This window comes from Rummeliibacillus sp. G93 (assembly GCF_023515935.1).
Taxonomy (GTDB): Bacteria; Bacillota; Bacilli; order Bacillales_A; family Planococcaceae; genus Rummeliibacillus; species Rummeliibacillus stabekisii.
Window position 1 is genome coordinate 2929709 of sequence record NZ_CP097314.1, and the last position, 22077, is coordinate 2951785.

Genomic DNA, 22077 nt, shown 5'->3' on the forward strand with positions numbered 1-22077 from the left:
AAATAACCTCTATCGGAAAAAATTCCGATGAGGTTATCTGTGTTATTTCTCTACAGTTGCTGCTGTATGAGCGTCATTTTTGCTTTCTACTAAGCGCTCAATGCTTGGTCTAATATTATATTTGCCTGAGTAGTTTTCTAGCATCTCTTTCAAATCTATACCCGAAGAGGCTTTCAATGATTCTTGTAATGAAGCCATCAAATCTGTTGCATAGCCTGTCACCTTATTTGCGCCGCCACCAGCTCCGCCGCCAGTGTCCACAACCGTAATTGAATCGATATTAGATAGTGGGCCCGCCACTTGTTTTGCATATTCAGGCAGCATGCTAATCATCATATCTAATACTGCAGCTTGGCCGTATTGCTCAAAGGCTTCTGCGATTTTACGTTTAGCTTCTGCTTCCGCAAGACCTTTCAAGCGGATAATTTCTGCTTCTGTTTCCCCTTGGGCTTTTTCAGAATCAGCTTTAGCCAAACCGTCTAAACGAATTTTTTCAGCTTCTGCTTTCGCTTTAGCTTCAATACGATATTGTTCTGCATCAGCTTGGGCTAATTGTTTCATTTTGTCAGCCGCTGCATTTTGTTCAACAGCATAGCGATCTGCATCAGCTTTTTTCTTGACTTCTGAATCGTATTGTTTTTCACGGCGAAGAATTTCTTTTTCTTCTAGCTCGATTTGCTTTTGACGCTCGATAATCTTGATTTGCATTTCTTGTTCCGTTACTTCTTGCTTCGCTCTTGCTGTTTCAAGTTCGTAGGCTTGGTCGGCGCGCGCTTTTGCGATATCTTGCTCACGACGATATTCAGCCACTTTCAATTGGTTCTCTTTCTCTGCTTCCGCGATTTCAGTTGCACGTTCTAGCTCTGCCTTTTGTGCTTCTTTATCTGATTCCGCTCGTTTGATGCGAGTTTCTTTTTCAGCATCCGCTGTCGCGATATCCGCATCGCGTCTAACTTGGGCGATACGTGGTTTACCAAGTGATTCCAAATAGCCATTTTTGTCACGTACATCTTTTATAGTGAAGGATACAATCGTTAGGCCCATTTTAGCTAAATCTTGTGAAGCAACACGCTGTACTTCTTGCGAGAATTTGTCACGGTTTTTATAAATTTCTTCCACTGTCATAGAGCCTAAGATGGAACGTAGATGACCTTCCAATACTTCTCTTGCTTCCATTTCGCGTTCTTCTTTTGGCTTCCCTAAAAATTGTTCGGCAGCTGTGGCAATTTCCGTAATAGAGCCACCAATTTTGATGATAGCAATACCATCGGCCATGACAGGCACACCTTGCTCTGTGTAGACTTCTGGCGTAGTAACTTCCAGTTTGCTTGATAATAAGCTAAGCGGTTCTGCTTGTTGGAATACAGGTAATACAAATGTACCTCCACCGCGAATAATCTTAATGCGGTTGCCTGCTTCATCCTTATGGACATTTTTAGAGCCAAGATAGCTCCCTGTCACAATCAATGCTTCATCTGGTCCTGCCGTACGATATTTCTTTACATAGACGCCAATAATCGCCAATACTAAAACAACTATAATTCCGCCAACTATCAATGCTAAAGGCATAATTTTTTCCTCCTATTTTTACATGTTGATCCAAGTAGTTATCAAAAAATATTACTTCTTCACTTGAAAAGCAGCTTTAGAAAATCGGGCTATACTCCCTTACAAATACAGTACTTTCTTTTACTTCTATAACTAATACTTTTGCGTCATAGGGTATTTCCACAAGATCATAGCTTGCCGCTCTTTTTGATATAATGCCATTCACCGTCTCGATTACAACTTCCCCATATCCATCAACCGGCACTGGTACGATAACTTTTCCTACTTGCCCTCCAAGAGATTCTTCTGTATAGGCCATGGAAACTTCGGCTGATTTTAAAGGAATAAGCACAAAATAATATAAAAGAATATCTAAAATAATAGCGGCAATTACTGAAATGATGGCAATGCTTATACTATTTAGTGCAGTGAAAGTTTCAAGGACCCACCCCATTGCAGTATAAAAGGTTAAAAATGCAAGTATGACTGCCGGATTAAAAAAAGGAATACCTTCTCCTACGCCCTCAACCATATCGCCAAAAAACAAATAAAAGACCATACAAATCGCTAAAATAATCAATAAGCTTAAATACCACTGTTCAATCGACCAAGTGTGAAAATCCATTGAATTCACCCCCTTCTTCGCTCGCTTTCTTCGTTACTATCTATATCTACGGTTCAGAAGGTCAAAAGTTTCATTTTTTCTGATTATTTAATTTTAAATGTGTGCAATCTAAATATTACGGGAATGTAAATTTTAATCGGACCATGACGAAATTTGTAGGGATTTATATCGCAATTTGTTATTATTATAGTTGTGTTTTTATTTAAAACATCTACCGGTTTTTATAATTAGGAGGCTTTGTATGTTTAGCACAAAAAAAGAAGATCCCTTCTTTGCAACATTATTGAAAATTGCTGAGAATTTAAAGGAAGCATCTCATTATGCAGATGACTTTAAAATTACAAGCATTGCGGGTTTAAAAGAACTCAGCGTTACGCTGAAGAAATATGAAACAGATGGCGATTCGCTGATCCATGACCTTATTCAAATGTTGAACAAGTCTTTCATGACCCCAATCGAGCGTGAAGATATTTTGGAATTAGCTGTACGCATGGATGACATTCTAGATGGAGTGGAAGGCTGCATTGCCCACTTTGAAATGTTTTCACTTACAGAAGTCGATGATTATATGAGAGATTTCTTGAAATACATTGTGTTAAGCACCGACGAAATTGCTGCTGCTATGCAGCATTTAGCAAATAAAAAACTAATTAATATGCGCGATCATGCCATTTTAATTAAAGATTATGAGCGTAAGTGCGATGAAGTATTGCGTACTTCCATTAAGCAACTATTCCTACATGAAAAAGATCCTATCCGCATTATTCAATTTAAAGATATCTACGAACAGCTTGAAGAAGTGGCTGACTATTGCCAAAACGTAGCCAATGCAATGGATACGATTATCATGCGCAACGCATAGGAGATGTAGTAATACATGAATACAATACTGATTTTAACTGTACTGGTCGTAATCTTTGCTCTATTATTCGACTTTATTAATGGTTTCCATGATACAGCCAATGCGATTGCCACTGCCGTTTCTACACGTGCGTTAACACCTCGTACAGCCGTTATTATGGCAGCTACAGCAAACTTTATCGGCGCGGTAACCTTTACAGGGGTAGCCCAAGCAATCGCAAAAGACATTGTAGATCCATTCGCTTTAAAACATGGTGTTGTCATTATCTTAGCTGCATTGCTATCTGCAATCATTTGGAACTTACTGACTTGGTACTTCGGTATCCCGTCCAGCTCCTCGCATGCCTTAATCGGTTCGCTTGCAGGTGCAGCGATTGCATCTTCTGGATTCGGCGTGATCAACTATGAAGGATTTGGGAAAATTTTTAAGGCGCTAATCTTCTCTCCTTTTATCGCGATCATTGGTGGTTTCCTTATGATGTCGCTGTTTAAATTCGTATTTAAAGATCGCAACTTAAGCCGTATGAACAATTCGTTCCGAAAAGTGCAAATTTTCACAGCTGCTCTACAATCTTTTTCACACGGAACGAATGATGCCCAAAAATCGATGGGTATCATTACTATGGCTTTAATTGCCGGCGGTTTCGTGAACCAAGGCGGAGATGTGCCGATGTGGGTAAGAATTAGCGCTGCAACCGCTATGGGCTTGGGTACATCTATCGGTGGATACAAAATTATCAAAACAGTCGGTGGCAAAATCATGAAAATTCGCCCTGTAAATGGGGTGGCTGCTGATTTATCTTCAGCAATCATTATTTTTGGAGCTACCCATTTCCATTTGCCTGTCTCTACAACACATGTTATTTCTTCTTCTATCATGGGTGTAGGTTCTGCACAAAATGTAAAAGGCGTTAAATGGGGCGTGGCACGTAAAATAGTCATGACATGGATTATTACACTCCCAATCTCCGGATTGCTTGGTGCTTTGATTTTTTATATTTTTAACTTATTTATGTAATAGTATTTTGCTATACAAAAAAGCCGCTCCTAGGAGCGGCTTTTCTTATTTATCCTCTAATACTATTATCCACATGTAGCTCTGTTGCATGGCCAGTCTGATTAGGTTGGTGAGGATTATTTTTAAAGAAGGTCGCAATAGACAGGTAGATTAAGATTAAGCATACAAGAACAATTCCAATGATTAGGAATGTCATCTTTTTACCAGACATAGTCTTCTCCTTTTCTATTCATTATTATTGGGCAGACGGCTTAAATCCTTCTGCATATAAATAGTCTTCAGCATCATCGCGTGTACCAAAGCTTTCTTCTAAATTTTCTCCATGATAAATATTCCAATAAGGATCATCATTTACAAGCAAAAGCTCTGCTTTGTCTCGATTAAGCCAGGTTTGTTCAAATTTTTCTTCCTCTACAGGTTCGTCAACCTCTGAAAGATACATGATTGAATCCTCGACCACTTCTCGCAGTTCTTGCTCTGTGAAATCTCTAATATTCACAAGACCTTTTTGGGCTGTTGGATAACGAAGCAAATCGCCAACATAAACAAAGCCATTACCATTTGGATGAAGCTTCTCTACTACAATCTTCTTCTCAAATTGGCTCCCCTCAAAGTGGTAATTTAAACGGCCCATCGATATCTCTTTACGCGTTAATTCTTTAAAACTCTCAATGATATGTTGTTTTTCTTCAAATGTTAGCATATAATCTCCTTTTTAATATCGCTCTATATATTTTTAGTAGCAGCAGATTTAATATCTTTCCGATGTTCATAGACATTTTTGACGATGACTTTAGCGACAGCATAGAGTGGCACTCCGAGTAAAATTCCGATAAACCCGGCGATATTGCCTGCAGCTAAGATAATCGTAATAACGGTAAGCGGATGAATATCAAGCGTCTTGCCCATAATGTTGGGCGTGATAAAGTTGCTGTCAATTTGTTGAGCGACAAGTGTTACCACACACACCCATACAGCTTTCATAGGGTCGTCTAGGAAGCCTACAATGATGGCAGGCACAAGCGCAACCCATGGGCCGATAAAAGGCACCATATTCATGAAAAATGCAAACATAGCGAGCAGGAGCGCATATTCAAGGCCTATAATTTTATAGCCGATAAAAATAAGGGTCGCTAATATAAAACTGATTAATATTTGACCTTGGATATAATTACGTAATACATCATCAATATCTGTTAACGTTTTTTTCACCCATTGGCGACGTGAGCCTGAGAATAAGTTATAGATCGCAGGGGCAAACTTCTCATGATCCTTCAACATGTAGATGAAGAAAAATGGTACCAGAATTAAAATGAAGGCACCGGATACGAGGCTAGAAATAAGTTGCACCAAAAACTTACTTGTAAATACAGCGTATTGCTGTATCGAATTGGTGATTCGTTCAATCGCATCATTCAACTGATCAGGGAATTTTTCACGATTCTTTAAGATATAATCAATCATATCTGAAAGCTCATTTGCGAGATTGGGCGCTGCCTTAATCAAATGATTAATTTGGTTATTGATTGGCGGCACAATAACGGCGATAAACGCATAAATAAGAGCCCCTATAATGACCAGTATAGATAAGATGCTTGCCCATCTTGGAAACTTTCTTTTTTCTAAAAAGCGCTGAATGGGTTCTGTGACATAGTATAGAACGCCCCCAGCTAGCAACGGAATAAAAATAGCACTTAGTATGACTGCAATCGGATAGAAAAGGGATTTAATCTCTAGAAAATATTTAATAATCAATAGAGCTAATAGAATCCCGACACCCGCTTGAAACCATAGTTTCTTTGTCAAATGGTTCACTTCCTCTTCGGCATTAATAACAGTCTGTAAAAACTACAATAATTGACGTTTCACTATATATTCTTATATCAGTATACGCTATTCAACTATAAACTGAAAATAGCCACCTTACGCTCAATAAAAAAATCCCGTACTCTTAGAGAGCAACGGGATTTTCAGTTTATATAATTCTATAATTGGTCATCTGCTACACTATCAAGATAGTCGCGAATCGCAACCATAACAGAATCTACACAGCCATCTTCGAATGGAGAAACAAGATTTGCTTCTTCCACCAATTTTGTGAAGGACATTTTTCCGCCTAGCTTGCAAAGGTGGATATAATCCTTCCATGCTTCCTCATGGTTTTCACGAGATCTCTTCCAGAATTGGAATGCACACACTTGAGCAAGTGTGTAATCGATATAATAGAACGGGCTGTTATAAATATGTGCTTGGCGTTGCCAGAAGCCACCCTTTTCTAAATAGTCGATGCCATCATAATCACGATGTGGCAAATAGATACCTTCGATTTTCTTCCACGCAGCTTTTCGTTCCTCCGGTGTCATTTCCGGATTTTCATAAACGACATGCTGGAATTCATCGACGGCTACACCGTAAGGCAAGAATAGAAGTGACTCGCTTAAATGCGCAAATTTATACTTCTCTGTGTCTTCTTTAAAGAACAATTCCATCCATGGCCATGTGAAAAATTCCATACTCATAGAATGAATCTCGGCTGATTCAAATGTCGGCCAAAGGTATTCTGGTATTCCAATCTTTCGGCTTGAGTATACTTGGAAAGCGTGACCCGCTTCATGCGTCAATACATCGATATCCCCTGATGTGCCGTTGAAGTTTGAAAAAATAAACGGCGAGTCATAGTCTTCGATGAATGTGCAGTAACCACCGCTTTCTTTCCCCTTTTTCGCTACTAAATCCATCAACTCATGGTCAACCATGTAGTGGAAGAACTCAGATGTTTCATGAGAAAGCTCGTCATACATCTTTTTGCCGTTGTCTACAATCCACTCTGGCGTTCCTTTTGGCGTTGCATTGCCACTTAAGAAATTCAGCCCCTCATCATGGAACTTTAAATCTTCTAGACCAATTCGTTTTGCTTGGCGTTTTCTAAGCTCTGTTGCATAAGGAACCACTACATCGCGAATTTGATCTCTGTACTTCTTAACCATGTCTGCGTTGTAATCAATTCGGTTCATCAGGACATAACCAAGCTCTACATAGTTTTTATAGCCAAGTTTGACTGCCATCTCATGGCGCACTTTGACTAATTCATCATAAATACGATCGAAATCTTCTTCATGCGATTGGAAGAATCCAAAGCGAGCTTCATTCGCCTCTTTCCGTGTCGCACGGTCTGTAGACTCTGTATAAGGACCAAGCTGTGCAAGCGTCAATTCTTTGCCATCATAAGAAATTTGTGCAGACGCCACCAATTTGGAGTACTCAGATGTTAGCTTGTTCTCTTTTTGCATAAGATCCATAATTTCCGGTGAGAATCCCTTGATTTGGTTATCTGCTAGCGAAAATAATTGAGAGCCCCACTTTTCTTCTAGATCTTTGCGGAAAGGGGAAGCAATAAGGGCTTTATAGTAATTCGTTGTTAATTCTTCCACTTCGGGTGTAATTTCATCTAAATAGTCTCGCTCTTTTTGATAGAATTCATCGTTTGTGTCGATAGAAGCACGAATATAAACCAAGTTATATTTCGTTGAGAAATCATTACGCAAACGATTGATTTGTTCAATCACATCACTTTGCACTTCTACGGTTTTTGACTCATTGAATTCTTGTAGAAGACTATTAAATTGTTTCTTCATGTCTTCCAAGTCTGGGCGTGTATATTGATATTCATTAAATGTAAGCATCTACTATTCCCCATTTCTATTATGTACTTGTACTCTTCGTAAAGCGAAGTATTGATTACATTATTTATTATATTCAGAAAAATTTCAACTATTCTCATGAAAATCATTCTTTTTTGATAGTTTGTTTAGTTTTTGACGCTGGAAAAATTATAATACTTATTTTTTTCTTCAAATTGTGCTAACCTATTTTTATGTGCAATTTTTAAAGTGAGGTGCAATACATTGATAGGTCGTAATGATCCTTGCCCATGCGGCAGCGGAAAGAAATACAAAAAGTGTCATGGTAAAAACGCTCAAGGCGATATTACTACACTTGTAAGCGAAGAGATTGATCGTATTGTGGAGGGCTTTGTGAAGGAATCTTTCAATCCTGCAGATTACCGTCAATTAGAAAAAAGAAATCAAGTTTGGCGAGATTCTTTACAACAAACTTTTTCAATTAAATTAATAGATAAAATTGCGATGGAAACTTACATTTACATCGACCATCTTGAACTATGGCAAAGCTATATCAATCAACAGCTAACATTGCAAACTCGCAAGCAAGTGAGCGATATTTTGACTTCATGGCTAAAACCTATTTATATGCTGGCTAAAGTGGATGCCCAAACACCAGAAACTATCTCTATTACAGATATGGTGACAAACAAAAGTTACGTAATGAGCGGCACTCCATCGAAAACATTCTCCGGCAATTGGTTATTCGGTATATTTATGCCTGATGCACGCCAAGGCGAAAATGGCCTTACTGCTACGAGCAGTGTTGTATTTATTCCAGAAGATAAAGAAAATGTCACAGAGATTCTATGCTCAAAACTTCAAAATGGCTATAAAGATTCACTTGATCTTTATCAATCATTTGTAGAAGAGGCAAATATACCTGTAGAGGAAGCAGCTCAGGAAATAAAAAGCGCAGATGATGAAGTAGCTTCCACAGTTGATAGCACTGTGAGTTTATCACCTTTTACAACTGAGGTACTAACACTAACAGACCGCTATTTAACAGAACATAAACTAGTGGCACCTGCATTTATTGAATTGCTAACAAGCTTCCTTGAAGAGACAGCAATCAAAGCGAAAAAAGCTGAAACAGTTGCTGCAGGCGCTGTCTTAGCTGGACAAGCAAATGGTGAAATTCCAGAAGGCGGTTTGGTTAAAGTGAAAGATGTAGCAGGCTACTTCAATGTGTCCGCTTCTTCTATTTCCAAATACCGCGACCAAATTAGTGAATACATGAACAAATAGATAGAATAGCCAACATGGCTTTTCCATCCTATCAGCTCTTTCTTTCAGAAAGAACTGGGAATATTAAAAATAGCCACCTCGCATTATGCGGGTGGCTATTTTTATTTCCCAAGAACGACCGTTTTTAAAAGAGCTAAACGTTCTCTCAATCTTGATTTTGCTTCGACACTTTTCGGTGTTTTTGCAGGAATAACATCACAATCTAATCCCACATTCTCTGCCAGCATTTTCGCACGTGCCAGATGGTAGTCATTCGAAACGATTGTGATTTTCTTACTCTCATTCCCTATTATTTTTTTAGCATTTACGAGGTTTTCATATGTCGTAGTAGATTTGTCTTCCAGCTTAATTCTTTTTTCATCTATCCCTCTGTCTACTAAATAGTTTTTCATCACAGAAGCTTCTGTCGCATCTTCGTCAGGACCCTGTCCACCCGTTACGATGATCAGAACTTCAGGATACTTTTTAGCGTATTCGAGTGCTGCATCTAAACGATATGCCAATGACTTAGATGGAACCGCTCCCTTTTTCACCTTTGCCCCCAGGACCACTAAATATTTGTTAGTACCTGTTGCTCTTGGCTTTTCCCCTTCAGCTAACCACTTTGACGTCAACACCCAAAAGCCAGCGATTACCAAAACTATGACTACTATGATCCACATCTTCTTCCTTTTCACCTCATACCATTCCTTTATACTTTATATGTTGTTGTGTATTTTAATAGAATCTATAAATCTCTTTTAATCTAGCACCCTATAGCAAAGGCCTGGCAATTAATTATACCAGGCCTTCTACCATTTATTTTACAAGTCTACGTTATGATACACTTGCTGTACGTCTTCTAGGTCTTCCAATAGTTCAATCAGGCGTTCAAATTTTTGTAAATCTTCGCCTTGTAGCTCAACCTCTGTTTGTGGAAGCATTGTTAACTCCGCTACATTGAATTCAGAAATCCCTTGTGCTTTTAATGCTTCTTGGACTGCATTGAATTGATCAGGCTCTGCATAAATAATAGTTGTATCCCCTTCTTCGAATACATCACGTGCGTCAACGTCTGACTCAATTAATAGCTCGAGTACATCATCAGCTGATTTGTTTTCTAGGGCAAATACGGCTGTTGTGTCGAACATATAAGCTACAGAACCGCTGACACCCATATTTCCGCCGTTTTTCCCGAAAGTAGCGCGCACTTCTGCCGCTGTACGGTTTACGTTATTTGTAAGTGCATCTACGATGATCATGGAACCGCTTGGTCCAAATCCCTCATAGCGTAACTCATCATAGTTTTCTTCACCGCCGCCTTTTGCTTTTTCAATTGCACGGTCAATGATATGTTTTGGTACGCTGTATGTTTTCGCTCTTTCTAACACAACTTTTAGAGCGCCGTTTGATTCTGGATCTGGTTCGCCTTGTTTTGCAGCAACATAGATCTCACGTCCAAATTTTGCATAGATGCGAGATGTGCTTTGGTCTTTTGCTGCTTTTTTCTCTTTAATGTTATTCCATTTACGTCCCATCGGATTCACTCTCTTTCTTTTAATCGATAGATATGCTAATTGCTTTTTCATATTCAATAAGCCATTAAATTACTGTTGTATTATACACTATAATTGAAAAATGAAAAAGCTAGCCTATCTATCTACAGCTGCTACAGATCTTTCGCATTGAAAGTGTCGCCATCTTCAATGGTGCCGTATTTATAACCTCGTTCTAGCCATTTCATTCGTTGAGCTGATGTACCATGCGTGAAGGTTTCTGGCACTGCATAGCCCTGCGCTTTCTTCTCAAGTGTATCATCGCCAATTGCGTTGGCAGCTGTAAGAGCTTCTTTAAAGTCGCCTTTATCTAGATATCCTTCACCCTGTACATAGTGCGCCCATACCCCAGCATAATAATCTGCTTGAAGCTCTAGCTTGACGGATAGCCGATTCGCCTCTGCCTTTGATGCTCTCTGTTCAAGTGCACTAACCTTGGAGGAGGTGCCAAGCAGATACTGCACATGGTGGCCTACCTCATGCGCCACAACATAGGCCATAGCAAAATCTCCTGGTGCTTTAAATTGGTTTTTCAATTCCTGATAAAACGATAGATCTATATATAGCTTTTGGTCGCCTGGACAGTAGAATGGCCCGACAGCTGTGCTCATATTACCGCATTTTGTTTGGACACTGTTTGTGAAGAGCACAAGCGTTGGATCCTTATAGGTTTTTCCTTCTTTTGCAAATACATCTGTCCAAACATCTTCAGTATCAGCGAGAACGACTTTAACAAAGTCCGCTAATTCATCCTCTTCTGCAGTGGATTTATATCCGGTACTCTGGCTTTGCGGAGCTTGCGTATCAGTATTTAATATATCTTGAGGATTGCCTCCAAGTAATGTATAAATAATCACGATGATAATACCAATGCCGCCAAGGCCTCCACCTACAACTGCAGGTCCACTCATCCCCCGACGGTCTTCTACATTTTTACTTTCTCTTCTTCCTTTCCAATCCATTAGAAAAATCACCCGCCCTTATTGAAGTCCATCTATTTATACCCCGTTTTATTCCCCTATAGACACTTAGCGAAAATAGAAAAAACGCAAAAATGCAATTGACTCTGCATTTTTGCGTTCAGTTTTAATAAGAATCTCATTTTGTCATTTGTTTTTGTCAGCATCAATTTTCTCAAGCAATGCCTTACAGCCTGCCAAGCAAAGTTGATAGGTTTCCTCAAAGTCGCCCGTAAAATAAGGATCTGGCACATCTTTTTTCTCTTCGACCAAATCAAGCAGACGAAATACCTTAGGACTTTCTTTTACACCTAGCATCGGCAGGGCATTTTGAATATTGCTGTCATCCATACAAACAATATAATCAAAGCGACTATAATCTTCTTGCTTTAATTGGCGGCTAAACATGCCTTTAGCAGGTATTTGATACTGAGCAAGAATTTGTGCTGTTCCAGCATGCGGCGCTTCACCTATATGCCAATCACCTGTGCCAGCAGAATCAATGTCAAATGCGTCTGTTAACCCTTTTTCTTCCACGAGGTGGCGAAAGATTGCTTCGGCCATTGGCGAGCGGCAGATGTTCCCCAGACACACAAAAAGTACGCTAGCTTTCATCATTTACCTCCTAGAACTTCAGCGGATAGAATTGGAATTTCACTTCTCCCGTAACAGCTGACTTTTTGATAAAGCCATAGTCGCGGCTATCGCTACTGTTTTGGCGGTTGTCACCCAGTACGAAATAGGAATTCTTCGGTACTTTCTTTACACCTGACACTTCTTTTAATGTAAAGTCTTCCGTAAAGTTGTCGCCTAGACTTTCATATTCCTTAATGCCTTGTTTGAGGTATGGCTCTTTGTACTTCTTCCCATTGATATACAATTGATCATCTTTTACTTTTATTGTATCGCCGGGCAAACCGATAACTCGCTTAATGTAATGGTCATCTTCAACGGGTGAATCAAAAACAATAATATCAAAACGGTCGATATGACTGACCTTACTAATAATAATTTTATTATTGTTATGGTAAGTAGGCTCCATTGACTCACCTTTGACCGTTACAGGAGAAAACAAAAACTGTCTGCATACTACAGCAATAATGACTGCAAGCAATATTGGCCAAACCCATGACAGCAATTCCTTGCCTATATTTCTTTTTTCCATTTTTATCACCTTCTATATGTGCGGCCTTCTTTAATAACTCTATCATATTATGCCACTAGCAAGAAGGAACTGTCATTTAAAAAACAAATTATTCTCCAAATAAATCCTTTTAGCTACATCGGTGTACAGGTTACCTAAAATATGGTCATTGTTTCCTTATGTATCGAGCTGTACTTTTAGTGCCTCTAGCTCCTCATCCGGTATCCCTAATACCTGATACACTTTTTTCAATGTTGTTTGCCTTACATTGCGATCTCCACGCTCAATCCGACTAATTGTCTTCTGCGTTACATTTGCTTGCTGCGCTAGCTCTGATTGCGTAAGACCGACAGCCATCCGATATTTAAAGATTAATTCACTACGCTTTACTGCCATCATTGCATCTGGTGAATTTTCTTGTTGTACTACATTTTCATCTTGTGGGTCATATACATTTGAAGTAACCACTAGACCACTCCTTTAAAGAATTATTAGGCTTTCTGTTTCCTTGCCAGTAGTTACTTCCGCTAATTGTTGCATAAACATCGATGAAAAATTCCCTCTTAAAATTATTGTAAGTAACTAATGGAATGATTAAACAAGAATATTGACTATACAACATTAAATTTACAGAAAATTGAAATATAGTTAATATTCTTATAATTTAAGTTGCTCCATTGCATAAACTAACAATGGTTGGTTTTGACTCTATTTATTTGCCATTCATTCTATTGTAATCTAAATTTTCTAAAAGTGTAATAACTTTTATCATATTTTTAGGATAATATTCTAAATGGTTTATTCTTATTTGGGCTGGCGGTCACTTTTTGCCAAAAAAATCATAAGTGCAATCAGGCTGATAATATTGATTAACGTTCCGCCTATAAGCAATACCCATTGCATTTTCATAGGGATATCTCTTGTGACAGCGAACGTAATGCTTAATGAACCGATAGCTATTAATACTACATAAAATGGCAGTCCTTTTAACATGGCTCTCACTTCCTGTTATTTATTTTTTTCATCTTATCATTAGCAATAGGAATCTTCTACCGTTCTGTATATAAAATAATATGCAAAAAGCCTATATTTCCAATAGGCTTTTTTACATTCTTTATGAAAGTTTTCTTTATTGTGCCACGCGTGTTTCTGAGTAAGATTTTATTTCGTTATAATATTTGTTTAGAGAAGAAGCAGAAACTCCAAACTCCTCCGCTATTTCCTTGATTGTCATTCCAACAGGCTCGAATAGCCCTGCCTCGCTACCAAAACGGATGGCACCTGCGGCGATGGCGACGGCTTTCCGGGCTTTTGGCTGAATTTCAACTACATAGTCTTCTACTATATCTACAAGTTCTTCCCATGGACGATTTCGTTCTTCCAAGAATGCTTCTATTTTTAAGAATACATCTGCTTCGAAATCAGTAAACTCTAAACCGTCAAAGCCATTTTCCCCTAAGCTCTCCCACAATTCAATTGAATGTGCCTTGTAGAACTCTTCTGCACTTTGCTCTTGTTCTTTAAAACTCGTGATCCACGTATCAAATACCTGTTGTTGGTCTTTCGGGAAGAAGATCATGCTTGAAATGGCTAAATAGCTCTCTTCCGTTCCAGAACCATCTGGCAAGATAAAGCAGAAAACATGGACATCCAGCGGAACTGGTTTTTCGCCTTCTCTTCTTACTTTTACTTGCTTTCTAGTCAGTATGTCTTCAACAACAATATAGTGGTCCTCTACTCCAACAACTCTAGCTAGAATCATATACGGATGATTCCATGTCTCTAGAACTTCAATTGTTTTAGGTCGAACCATTTCTTTTTTAGTTTTCTCTAAATAACTTGTCCATATATCAGTACGTTCATGGAAAAAGAAATAATCCATTACAATGGCCTCTGTCATCTCCTCAATTAAGTAAGGGGAGAGGCTTTTTTTCCATTCATCCGCCATTTGTATATAAGATTGATAGTCTTTCCTTAACGGATACACATCGTAAAAAGTTTGCAATACACGATCTAATTCTTCTATATAAACATCTTCTACTGTTATAGCCGCTTTTTGCGCACAGCACTTTTTGTATTTCTTTCCGCTCCCGCATGGGCATGGATCATTACGTCCTGGCATTCTTAACACTTCCTTTATCCTGCTCTTACGGCAGCAAGCCTTCGCTAATTATAGCTGGTTTACTGACCGAAGCCTTTATTAAAAATAAAGAGCTTTTTTAGCATATCATTTTTTGATAGCTAGTGAAAGTTTACATAAAATCTATGAATTTTTACTATAAGTGTGTTACTGTTTTTATATGAAAAAATATATCCCGCTCCTTATTCTAATTTTGGCTATCTTTATTTCTTCAAGCCAATCCTATGAGCAGCAAACTATTGTCCCTACCTTGCAAGCATATTTTCCCAATGAACCATTCAGAGGTTTACTATCAAAACTTCACTTCTATTACTATGGAATGGATATCTCTGTAGATACAAGAGGCTACTATTATTTCCTTGAATTCCTATGTCGAAAAGCTGCCCATTTCTTTACATTTGGTGCCATTGGGATTGCTGTATATATTGCTTTACCAAGAAGAAAGTATCGTTTTGTCTTAGCTGTCTTGGCAGCATGCCTTTTAGCGGTGATAGATGAATTTCATCAGTATTTTACATCAGGACGTACCGCTTCCTATCAAGATGTACTCTTAGACACTAGTGGAGCCATTGTCTTATTGCTCATCTGGAATGGCATCTCAATCCTTGTGAAACGACGTGCGAAAAAGAAAGCACATTAAAAGTGACTATGACAAAAAAATAAGGTAATGAAAAAACCGAACTATATGTGATAATTTCACATTTGTTCGGTTTATCTTTTTATTATTTTGTATTCGGTGACAGTCTTCTCGTCACTACGTACCTGCGGGAATTTCAGCTCAAGCTATTCCTGCAGAAATAGCCGCCTTCTACTTCTATCTTGTTCTTCTAGCTTCTAATTCCGCTTATACACAGCATTTCATTAAAACTTGCCGATACATACATCCAAATCAATAGTTATCTTTCTTAATGATTTCTCGTTTATATCTTCCTTTTGATGCCAGCCAAGCGGTGTCATATGGACTAAATCTGGTACGAGTTCTTTTTCAAGCGGCAAGGTTGCTGTGATGCGAGCGACTGTTACTTCTTTGAACTGTTCTTTAAATCGTTCAACCGTTTTGGCATTAGAATATGTCTTTTTATCTTCATCTACAAAGAATTGATCTCTTAATTCTTTCAAATAACCGCTTTGTGGCACGACTTTGACCACGACTCCATCGGGTTTTAGAAGCCTTTGGAACTCACTATAATTAGCAGGCGAAAGGATATTTAAGATACAATCGAAACTTTGGTCTTTAAATGGGCTTTTAGCTAAATCACCCACATACCACATCATTCCACCGTAATTTTTGGCAGCAGCCACTATACCTTCTTTAGCAATATCAATTCCAGCAGCGTGCATTTTGTATGTCCCAGACTGCTCATAAGCTTCTTTTATTTTTAACAGATGGGAGCCTTCACCGCAGCCTGTATCTAATACAGTCAAATCTTTTTCATAAAGATTCAACTGCTCAACGATTGTTTCATACATCAAGTGATAGAGATTTCTATCAATAACCTTTTTTCTTGCATTGAAAAGTTCACTGCCGTACATAGATGGAGCAGGATGAGTCATAAAATTAACGTAGCCTTGCTTTGCCAGATCAAATGTATGGCGATTTTCGCAGATCACGGTGGACTCCTCTGTGACCTTCATCTCTTTTTGACAAAGAGGGCAAGACAATATATCTTGGTGTTTCCGCATATAATTGGCGCTCGCTTCTTTCTTCGTCATTCCCATCAAAACACCTCCCGGCAAATTTTAATATCCCGTGATATAGCTAAGTAATAAGCCTACAGAAGAAAGTAGTCCGTAAAGCGTATTCGTCAAAGCTGTGGACTTCATCGCTAGGCCCAACTTTGGCGGATTAGATTCTGCTTCTTTAAAGCTTTTAATGGCCTTAATAGGTTTTGGTACACTAATCAACACAACCAACAACCAAGGACTGACAATACCACAAAGGATGAGTACGATCATCCAAAGATATGAAACGATAAATGACCAGCCTAATATATTAATTGCTTTTTCACGCCCTGCTAGTATTGCTAACGTTTTTCGTCCGCCTTTTGTGTCTTCTTTGATATCGCGAATATTGTTTGCCATGTTAATACCACCGACTAAAATGCCAAGAGGGACGGAAACTAGAACGCTTGTTAAACTAATATCCCCTGTTTGAATATAGTAAGATATCAATACAAATGCAAAACCCATGCTGAGCCCTGCAAATAATTCACCAAATGGCGTATAAGCAATCGGATAAGGCCCACCTGTATAAAAGTAACCGATTGCCATACCTATAAGACCAATAACAACTAGCCACCAGCTGCTTTCCATACAGATATATACACCTATAACGACAGCTAATGCATATAGTATCAAGGCAAAATTCAATATAGTACTTGGCTTCGTCCCATGACGAACAAGCGCACCACCAATCCCAATTGATTCAGCCGTATCTAAACCACGTTTGAAATCGTAATATTCATTGAATAGGTTTGTAGCAATTTGGAGGCATAAACAGCACACCAACATCGCAATAAATAAAAGCCAATTTATTTTAATATCGAACAGCGCAAGTACTGTCCCTAATATGACTGGTGAAAAAGTAGCTGTCAATGTATGGGGCCGAGTCAGCTGCCACATTAACTTAAATGTGCTAATTTCCTCAATCTGTGAAGAAGTTTGATTCATCGTAAGTCTTCCTTTCTACTTTGTATAACTACTCTATCTTAACTGATTTTTCGCTACTGTGCCAAAAAGGATTGTGGTTTGAATTTGGCTAAATGATTTGTTAGAATAAGGCTAATTAAATAAATGATTGATTTCTAGGGTTCCGCAATGTGATTTGGTCTGGTCCGAGAGAAATCACATAGCAATTGCTATGCCACGGAAGGAGAAAAGCCTGGGAGATTACTGATGTTCGCATCAGTATTCTTCAGGCTTTTTTCCATGAAAGGAGATATTATGCTTAGACATTGGTTAATTGTTTTAATCGCAGTATTGTTTGAAGTAGGTTGGGTTGTCGGCTTGAAACATGCCCACACGCCACTTGCATGGATTGTGACTGTCATTGCTGTTTGTTTTACTTTTTATCTTTTATTAGTAGCAGGCAAATATTTGCCTGTTGGGACTGTTTATACTGTTTTCGCAGGCTTAGGGACAGCAGGCACTGTACTCGTAGGTGCTTTTGTATTTGGTGAATCGCTTAATGCTATAAAAATTGTATTGCTACTTCTTTTAATGGCAGGAGTAATAGGCCTAAAATTGGTCACGCCAGCATCAACAGAGACGGAGGGTGATTCATAATGGCTTGGGTTGCTATTATATTGGCTGGATTTTGTGAAGTTTTTGGAGTTGCAATGATGAACCGTTTTCAATTAGTTCGAAAACTGTCGACGGTTCTGCTCCTAATTATCAGCTTCGGTGTCAGCCTCTTATTATTGTCATATGCCATGAACACTGTTTCGATGGGGATTGCTTATGCCGTCTGGACTGGAATCGGTACAGTTGGTGGCGCCTTGGTTGGCATGATCTTTTTTGGCGAGTCGACCAATTGGCGTCGTATTCTTTTCATCATCATGATTTTGACTGCAGCTGTCGGATTAAAACTAGCTTCTTAATTCTTTTTTGTGCAGAATCTATATTCTGAAAATTTTTTTAGCTATAATAGAGCAAAAGAGGAGATGGGGTTTTGAGATGAAAGTATTCGAAGTTACTACACAAGAAGATTTGCAAAGAGAATTTGATATCCGTCTAAAGGTTTTTGTAGACGAACAAAAGGTGCCAGCGGAGGAAGAACTAGATGATCAAGATCATCTTGGCGGCAACTGCAAACATTTTCTTGTCACTACTGATGACAATATCGCTGTAGGTACAGGACGTGTTCGCTTACTTGAAGACTATGGAAAGATTCAACGTGTTGCCGTATCAAAAGAATACCGTGAACATGGAATCGGGCGCTTAATCATCCAAGCTTGCGAAGACAAAGCGAAAGAACTGGGCGCTAAAAAAGCGAAATTAGATGCACAAGTGCAAGCGCAGGGTTTTTATGAAAAGCTTGGCTACGAAGTTAAATCAGACGTCTTTTTAGATGCAGGTATAGAGCATGTGCTCATGATTAAACCATTATAATGAACAAAAGCTGTTCAGGAAGTCAACTAGCTTCCTGGACAGCTTCTTTTTTATCTGTATTTTTTTCCGGCTGTTTTAGTGTATATAGAATACCTCCAAATATAAGAATCATGCCAAGCGTTTGCCAGATGGTTGGACTAAAATCCAAAATAGTAATATCAAGCAAAATAGCTACAAGTGGATCTAAAAACACTAAGGCAGACACAATGATGGCTGGAAGGCTACGTAAACTATCAAAGAAGAGATAATATACAAAGCCAGTATGAATGATGCCAGTCCCTAAAATATAAAACCAATTTAAACCGCTCAAACCATTAAAGACTCCAAAATCCATAAACGGCAATAGCATCACAATACCAACAGATGTTTGAATAAACGTTAAAGCATAAGTGCTAAGCTCTTTAATCCCCTTCCCAATAAACATTGTCATCGCATAACAGATGGCTGAAAGAATGGCCCATACAAATCCCGAATCCATCAACATACTGAATGAAGAAAACTGCTTTGTGCCGACAATCAAAAAGCTTCCTAAAAAGCAGACGATTACTGCTAATACTGCACCAATCGACATTTTTTCCTTTAGAAAAACACTTCCTAAAAGAAGTAAAAAAATGGGCGCTACATTATAGATAGAGATGGCGAGTGAAATGGCCATATCATGGAAGGCTTTAAATAAAAAGACCCAATTCAATACAAGAAATACGCCGCATATAATTGTGTAAAGCATCTCTTTTTTGCTCCATGTTTCGCTTTTGTAACCACCTGTCAAAGCCCAAACTGCGCTTAAAAAAAGAGTCGCAAAAATACACCGGACAAAAACTAGCTCCTCAGCTGGAATACCAGTATGGATTGTAAAAAAACCGACAGATCCAAATATCGCCATAGAAACGGCCATTTTTACTGCAGCAGATTTATTCAACTTATCTCTCCTCTCTCAATTAACTGAATGTTATAATAACTATACTACTAATTTTATAGTTCGTACGCAAAAAAAGAAGCTGCTTCCTCAGCAGCTTCTTCCTATCAGAAGAATAAGGCGCTCAATCGTCCTACTCTCTATTTTCCATTTCACCTGGCAATAATAGTACACCTATACCGAACGCTATAATGCCGGTGTACAACATATATTTAAATAGATTAGCTTCAACAATACCAAGCGGATGTGCCAGCCCAATAATCAATAAGAGCAGGCCAGCATAAAACAGTAAATATCTCATTGGGTAAAGCCTCCTTACTTGTGGCGAAAAGTGTATCCTTGCGCTTTATACGTTTTCTTCACTTAATATGCCCAAAATTTCAGATGCTTATATATACCCTATTATTATCATTTTGAAACTTTCTTATTTAGTCAGATGATAAGGTACTGAAATAATCACTACATTTCGTTTATACAAAAGCCATGTTCGGATCAATAGGCTAGACTGGTTGTGCAATATATTTTGCCACCCTTTTTTCGGTATGAACTGTGGAATAATAATCGACACTTGTCGGTTTTCACAATTAGCCTTATGTTCAATTTTATCAATGGCTTTCGTTAACGGGGAAACAATGCTCCGATATGGTGAATAAAGAGCTAAAAGCTTAACATCCGGAAATCTACTTTCCCATTTTTTCTCAAACGCATGCAATTCTTCTTTATCAAATGCTACATAAATAGCAATTAACAGATCTGGAGACAATGACTTTGCGTAGCTGATAGAATGTTCTACTACCTTACTAATGCCTCCAACCGGCACTAAAATAACATTTCCATCAATACGTGGAAGTTCATTTGTTAATTTATTTACGCGTAATTGTTCGCCAACTAAATCATAATGATTTTTAATCCTATGGAAAATATAAATCAATGTTGGCAAAAAGATGAGCACTGGCCACACATGATCAAACTTCGTTAAGAAGAAAATCGCCGCAACAACAAATGAAATAAAGGCGCCGACTGTATTGATCAAAAACTTCCCTTGCCATCCTTTAGGCCTTTCTCGCCACCATTTCACCATCATACCTGTTTGCGCCAATGTGAACGGTATGAACACGCCGACTGCATATAAAGGGATCAATTTTTCTGTAGATCCTTGTGTAACAAGAATAAGTAACATGGCAAATACGCCCAGCATAATGATGCCGTTTGAATAGCCTAAACGGTCACCTCTTACTTGAAACATTCTTGGAATGTATTTGTCTTTCGAAAGATTGACCGCTAATAGCGGAAAAGCTGAGAAGCCTGTATTAGCCGCTAATACTAAAATGAGCGCTGTAATTCCTTGGATAAAGAAATAAAGCCATGACCGTCCAAAAACGTCTCTTGTCATTTGGGATACAACAGTTTCCTTTGGATCCGGCGCAATCCCTAGATAATAAGCCAAGAAAACAATCCCGGCAAACAGCACAGCCAACAATCCGCCCATAACCAATAAAGTTTTGGCTGCATTGACAGGAGCAGGCTTTTTAAAATTAGGAATCGCGTTTGAAATGGCTTCAACTCCTGTAAGAGCGGAACTACCTGAAGCAAATGCCTTCAGCAGTATAAATAAGCTGACTCCCGCAACTGGCGTACCAATTGCCGCATGGAGATTAGGCGAAAATTGCCCAGTCAAGATTTTATAAATACCTGTGACAATTAGTATAATAAGGGCTGCAACAAAGAGATACACAGGATATGCAAGGATTGAAGCAGATTCTGTTACTCCTCGCAGGTTGATGATTGTCAAAAACAAAAGAAATAGTATGGCGATTTCTATATTATATTCATGCAAGCTTGGAAATGCCGATGTAATAGCATCCGTTCCTGCAGATACACTTACCGCTACTGTCAGAATATAATCGACCAATAATGAACCGCCAGATATAAGGCCCGCAGTTATCCCTAGGTTTTCCTTAGAAACAATATAGGCCCCCCCACCATGCGGATAGGCAAAAATGACTTGTCTGTATGATAAAATAAGCGCCACTAACAGAACCACGACAAACACAGCAATTGGGATGGAGTACCAAAACGCTGCTGCCCCCAATGCCATTAGAACAATTAATATTTGTTCAGGCCCATAAGCAACAGAAGATAGCGCGTCTGATGACAAAATAGCGAGCGCCTTTGTTTTACTCAGTTTTTGCTCACCTAGCTCTGTTGATTTTAGTGGTTTGCCAATTAACATTCGTTTTACTGAAATTCTCAATAAAAACACCTACTTTGGATGCGTATCGCTTCATAACGT

At 38.7% G+C, this 22077-nt stretch carries 26 protein-coding genes and 1 riboswitch; of the genes, 7 read left to right on the forward strand and 19 right to left on the reverse strand.

Annotation, left to right across the window (positions count from 1 at the left end; genetic code table 11):
* Positions 1-42 precede the first annotated feature (42 nt).
* Entirely contained in the window at positions 43-1569 is a 1527-nt protein-coding gene (locus tag M2M59_RS14735; protein ID WP_147197032.1) for a flotillin lipid rafts scaffold protein FloT, read from the reverse strand.
* A gap of 76 nt (positions 1570-1645) precedes the next feature.
* Entirely contained in the window at positions 1646-2173 is a 528-nt protein-coding gene (locus tag M2M59_RS14740; protein ID WP_147197030.1) for an NfeD family membrane protein, read from the reverse strand.
* Positions 2174-2414: 241 nt separating this feature from the next.
* Here M2M59_RS14740 and M2M59_RS14745 point away from each other — a divergent pair, with 241 nt between their 5' ends.
* Both M2M59_RS14745 and M2M59_RS14750 read left to right on the forward strand, forming a co-directional pair.
* A complete protein-coding gene (locus tag M2M59_RS14745) occupies positions 2415-3035 on the forward strand; it encodes a DUF47 domain-containing protein (protein WP_066790398.1) in 621 nt (206 codons plus the stop codon).
* Between the two features lie 15 nt (positions 3036-3050).
* A complete protein-coding gene (locus M2M59_RS14750; RefSeq protein ID WP_147197028.1) occupies positions 3051-4052 on the forward strand; it encodes an inorganic phosphate transporter in 1002 nt (333 codons plus the stop codon).
* Between the two features lie 49 nt (positions 4053-4101).
* Here M2M59_RS14750 and M2M59_RS14755 read toward each other — a convergent pair whose 3' ends face one another.
* The 4 genes from M2M59_RS14755 to M2M59_RS14770 form a co-directional block, all read right to left on the reverse strand.
* Positions 4102-4263 (reverse strand): hypothetical protein, encoded by a 162-nt coding sequence (locus M2M59_RS14755; RefSeq protein ID WP_190323509.1) that lies wholly within the window; start codon positions 4261-4263, stop codon positions 4102-4104.
* A gap of 24 nt (positions 4264-4287) precedes the next feature.
* Entirely contained in the window at positions 4288-4755 is a 468-nt protein-coding gene (locus tag M2M59_RS14760; protein ID WP_249774964.1) for a hypothetical protein, read from the reverse strand.
* 23 nt (positions 4756-4778) lie between these two features.
* Positions 4779-5858, reverse strand: coding sequence for an AI-2E family transporter (locus tag M2M59_RS14765; RefSeq protein ID WP_147197024.1), 1080 nt, complete (start codon positions 5856-5858; stop codon positions 4779-4781).
* A gap of 179 nt (positions 5859-6037) precedes the next feature.
* Entirely contained in the window at positions 6038-7735 is a 1698-nt protein-coding gene (locus tag M2M59_RS14770; RefSeq protein WP_147197022.1) for a M3 family oligoendopeptidase, read from the reverse strand.
* A gap of 222 nt (positions 7736-7957) precedes the next feature.
* On the opposite strand from M2M59_RS14770, the gene M2M59_RS14775 reads away from it, so the two are divergent.
* Positions 7958-8980 (forward strand): YecA family protein, encoded by a 1023-nt coding sequence (locus M2M59_RS14775; protein WP_249774965.1) that lies wholly within the window; start codon positions 7958-7960, stop codon positions 8978-8980.
* Positions 8981-9081: 101 nt separating this feature from the next.
* Here the strand turns inward: M2M59_RS14775 and M2M59_RS14780 are convergent, their stop codons facing one another.
* From M2M59_RS14780 to M2M59_RS14815, 8 genes are all read right to left on the reverse strand, one after another.
* Positions 9082-9642: a YdcF family protein gene (locus M2M59_RS14780; RefSeq protein ID WP_249774966.1), complete on the reverse strand. Its 561-nt coding sequence runs from the start codon at positions 9640-9642 to the stop codon at positions 9082-9084.
* A gap of 141 nt (positions 9643-9783) precedes the next feature.
* Positions 9784-10497 carry a YebC/PmpR family DNA-binding transcriptional regulator gene (locus M2M59_RS14785; RefSeq protein WP_066790412.1) on the reverse strand — a complete coding sequence of 238 codons (714 nt, stop codon included), beginning with the start codon at positions 10495-10497 and terminating at the stop codon, positions 9784-9786.
* Positions 10498-10628: 131 nt separating this feature from the next.
* The gene (locus tag M2M59_RS14790; protein ID WP_066790415.1) at positions 10629-11477 is read right to left on the reverse strand and encodes a KPN_02809 family neutral zinc metallopeptidase; all 849 of its coding nucleotides are present in this window, start codon (positions 11475-11477) and stop codon (positions 10629-10631) included.
* 144 nt (positions 11478-11621) lie between these two features.
* Positions 11622-12089: a low molecular weight protein-tyrosine-phosphatase gene (locus M2M59_RS14795; protein ID WP_249774967.1), complete on the reverse strand. Its 468-nt coding sequence runs from the start codon at positions 12087-12089 to the stop codon at positions 11622-11624.
* Between the two features lie 10 nt (positions 12090-12099).
* Positions 12100-12639 carry a signal peptidase I gene (lepB, locus tag M2M59_RS14800; RefSeq protein WP_066790420.1) on the reverse strand — a complete coding sequence of 180 codons (540 nt, stop codon included), beginning with the start codon at positions 12637-12639 and terminating at the stop codon, positions 12100-12102.
* Between the two features lie 156 nt (positions 12640-12795).
* Positions 12796-13086 (reverse strand): helix-turn-helix transcriptional regulator, encoded by a 291-nt coding sequence (locus tag M2M59_RS14805; protein ID WP_244946711.1) that lies wholly within the window; start codon positions 13084-13086, stop codon positions 12796-12798.
* 336 nt (positions 13087-13422) lie between these two features.
* Positions 13423-13611: a hypothetical protein gene (locus tag M2M59_RS14810; protein ID WP_066790425.1), complete on the reverse strand. Its 189-nt coding sequence runs from the start codon at positions 13609-13611 to the stop codon at positions 13423-13425.
* A gap of 136 nt (positions 13612-13747) precedes the next feature.
* Complete coding sequence (locus tag M2M59_RS14815; RefSeq protein ID WP_249774968.1) at positions 13748-14740, reverse strand: YecA family protein; 993 nt, start codon at positions 14738-14740, stop codon at positions 13748-13750.
* 178 nt (positions 14741-14918) lie between these two features.
* Here M2M59_RS14815 and M2M59_RS14820 point away from each other — a divergent pair, with 178 nt between their 5' ends.
* Positions 14919-15398: a VanZ family protein gene (locus M2M59_RS14820; protein WP_147197012.1), complete on the forward strand. Its 480-nt coding sequence runs from the start codon at positions 14919-14921 to the stop codon at positions 15396-15398.
* A gap of 221 nt (positions 15399-15619) precedes the next feature.
* Here M2M59_RS14820 and M2M59_RS14825 read toward each other — a convergent pair whose 3' ends face one another.
* The gene (locus tag M2M59_RS14825) at positions 15620-16477 is read right to left on the reverse strand and encodes a putative RNA methyltransferase (RefSeq protein ID WP_249774969.1); all 858 of its coding nucleotides are present in this window, start codon (positions 16475-16477) and stop codon (positions 15620-15622) included.
* Positions 16478-16498: 21 nt separating this feature from the next.
* A complete protein-coding gene (locus M2M59_RS14830) occupies positions 16499-17428 on the reverse strand; it encodes a 1,4-dihydroxy-2-naphthoate polyprenyltransferase (protein ID WP_147197008.1) in 930 nt (309 codons plus the stop codon).
* A gap of 123 nt (positions 17429-17551) precedes the next feature.
* Positions 17552-17648, forward strand: a riboswitch (guanidine-I (ykkC/yxkD leader).
* 53 nt (positions 17649-17701) lie between these two features.
* Between M2M59_RS14830 and M2M59_RS14835 the strand changes: the two genes are divergently transcribed.
* The 3 genes from M2M59_RS14835 (at position 17702) to M2M59_RS14845 (ending at position 18868) form a co-directional block, all read left to right on the forward strand.
* Positions 17702-18043 carry a DMT family transporter gene (locus tag M2M59_RS14835; protein ID WP_147197006.1) on the forward strand — a complete coding sequence of 114 codons (342 nt, stop codon included), beginning with the start codon at positions 17702-17704 and terminating at the stop codon, positions 18041-18043.
* Positions 18043-18357, forward strand: a complete 315-nt coding sequence (locus M2M59_RS14840; protein WP_305882087.1) for a DMT family transporter — start codon at positions 18043-18045, stop codon at positions 18355-18357. Before M2M59_RS14835 ends, M2M59_RS14840 begins: the two co-directional genes overlap by 1 nt.
* 76 nt (positions 18358-18433) lie before the next feature.
* Positions 18434-18868 (forward strand): GNAT family N-acetyltransferase, encoded by a 435-nt coding sequence (locus M2M59_RS14845; RefSeq protein ID WP_249774970.1) that lies wholly within the window; start codon positions 18434-18436, stop codon positions 18866-18868.
* Positions 18869-18890: 22 nt separating this feature from the next.
* Here the strand turns inward: M2M59_RS14845 and M2M59_RS14850 are convergent, their stop codons facing one another.
* The 3 genes from M2M59_RS14850 to M2M59_RS14860 all read right to left on the reverse strand — a co-directional run bounded on the left by M2M59_RS14850 (position 18891) and on the right by M2M59_RS14860 (position 22017).
* Complete coding sequence (locus M2M59_RS14850; protein WP_147197000.1) at positions 18891-19787, reverse strand: DMT family transporter; 897 nt, start codon at positions 19785-19787, stop codon at positions 18891-18893.
* 130 nt (positions 19788-19917) lie between these two features.
* Entirely contained in the window at positions 19918-20085 is a 168-nt protein-coding gene (locus M2M59_RS14855) for a hypothetical protein (protein WP_158512605.1), read from the reverse strand.
* Between the two features lie 123 nt (positions 20086-20208).
* Positions 20209-22017: an APC family permease gene (locus M2M59_RS14860; protein WP_371859448.1), complete on the reverse strand. Its 1809-nt coding sequence runs from the start codon at positions 22015-22017 to the stop codon at positions 20209-20211.
* Positions 22018-22077: the final 60 nt, after the last annotated feature.

What these genes read in the sequence shown, in the direction of transcription:
- M2M59_RS14735 (WP_147197032.1), bottom strand. Translation starts at nt 1,569, where the DNA reads ATGCCTTTAGCATTGATAGTTGGCGGAATTATAGTTGTTTTAGTATTG.
- M2M59_RS14740 (WP_147197030.1), bottom strand. Translation starts at nt 2,173, where the DNA reads ATGGATTTTCACACTTGGTCGATTGAACAGTGGTATTTAAGCTTATTG.
- M2M59_RS14745 (WP_066790398.1), top strand. Translation starts at nt 2,415, where the DNA reads ATGTTTAGCACAAAAAAAGAAGATCCCTTCTTTGCAACATTATTGAAA.
- M2M59_RS14750 (WP_147197028.1), top strand. Translation starts at nt 3,051, where the DNA reads ATGAATACAATACTGATTTTAACTGTACTGGTCGTAATCTTTGCTCTA.
- M2M59_RS14755 (WP_190323509.1), bottom strand. Translation starts at nt 4,263, where the DNA reads ATGTCTGGTAAAAAGATGACATTCCTAATCATTGGAATTGTTCTTGTA.
- M2M59_RS14760 (WP_249774964.1), bottom strand. Translation starts at nt 4,755, where the DNA reads ATGCTAACATTTGAAGAAAAACAACATATCATTGAGAGTTTTAAAGAA.
- M2M59_RS14770 (WP_147197022.1), bottom strand. Translation starts at nt 7,735, where the DNA reads ATGCTTACATTTAATGAATATCAATATACACGCCCAGACTTGGAAGAC.
- M2M59_RS14780 (WP_249774966.1), bottom strand. Translation starts at nt 9,642, where the DNA reads ATGTGGATCATAGTAGTCATAGTTTTGGTAATCGCTGGCTTTTGGGTG.
- M2M59_RS14785 (WP_066790412.1), bottom strand. Translation starts at nt 10,497, where the DNA reads ATGGGACGTAAATGGAATAACATTAAAGAGAAAAAAGCAGCAAAAGAC.
- M2M59_RS14790 (WP_066790415.1), bottom strand. Translation starts at nt 11,477, where the DNA reads ATGGATTGGAAAGGAAGAAGAGAAAGTAAAAATGTAGAAGACCGTCGG.
- M2M59_RS14795 (WP_249774967.1), bottom strand. Translation starts at nt 12,089, where the DNA reads ATGAAAGCTAGCGTACTTTTTGTGTGTCTGGGGAACATCTGCCGCTCG.
- lepB (WP_066790420.1), bottom strand. Translation starts at nt 12,639, where the DNA reads ATGGAAAAAAGAAATATAGGCAAGGAATTGCTGTCATGGGTTTGGCCA.
- M2M59_RS14810 (WP_066790425.1), bottom strand. Translation starts at nt 13,611, where the DNA reads ATGTTAAAAGGACTGCCATTTTATGTAGTATTAATAGCTATCGGTTCA.
- M2M59_RS14815 (WP_249774968.1), bottom strand. Translation starts at nt 14,740, where the DNA reads ATGCCAGGACGTAATGATCCATGCCCATGCGGGAGCGGAAAGAAATAC.
- M2M59_RS14820 (WP_147197012.1), top strand. Translation starts at nt 14,919, where the DNA reads ATGAAAAAATATATCCCGCTCCTTATTCTAATTTTGGCTATCTTTATT.
- M2M59_RS14825 (WP_249774969.1), bottom strand. Translation starts at nt 16,477, where the DNA reads ATGGGAATGACGAAGAAAGAAGCGAGCGCCAATTATATGCGGAAACAC.
- M2M59_RS14830 (WP_147197008.1), bottom strand. Translation starts at nt 17,428, where the DNA reads ATGAATCAAACTTCTTCACAGATTGAGGAAATTAGCACATTTAAGTTA.
- M2M59_RS14835 (WP_147197006.1), top strand. Translation starts at nt 17,702, where the DNA reads ATGCTTAGACATTGGTTAATTGTTTTAATCGCAGTATTGTTTGAAGTA.
- M2M59_RS14840 (WP_305882087.1), top strand. Translation starts at nt 18,043, where the DNA reads ATGGCTTGGGTTGCTATTATATTGGCTGGATTTTGTGAAGTTTTTGGA.
- M2M59_RS14845 (WP_249774970.1), top strand. Translation starts at nt 18,434, where the DNA reads ATGAAAGTATTCGAAGTTACTACACAAGAAGATTTGCAAAGAGAATTT.
- M2M59_RS14855 (WP_158512605.1), bottom strand. Translation starts at nt 20,085, where the DNA reads ATGAGATATTTACTGTTTTATGCTGGCCTGCTCTTATTGATTATTGGG.
- M2M59_RS14860 (WP_371859448.1), bottom strand. Translation starts at nt 22,017, where the DNA reads ATGTTAATTGGCAAACCACTAAAATCAACAGAGCTAGGTGAGCAAAAA.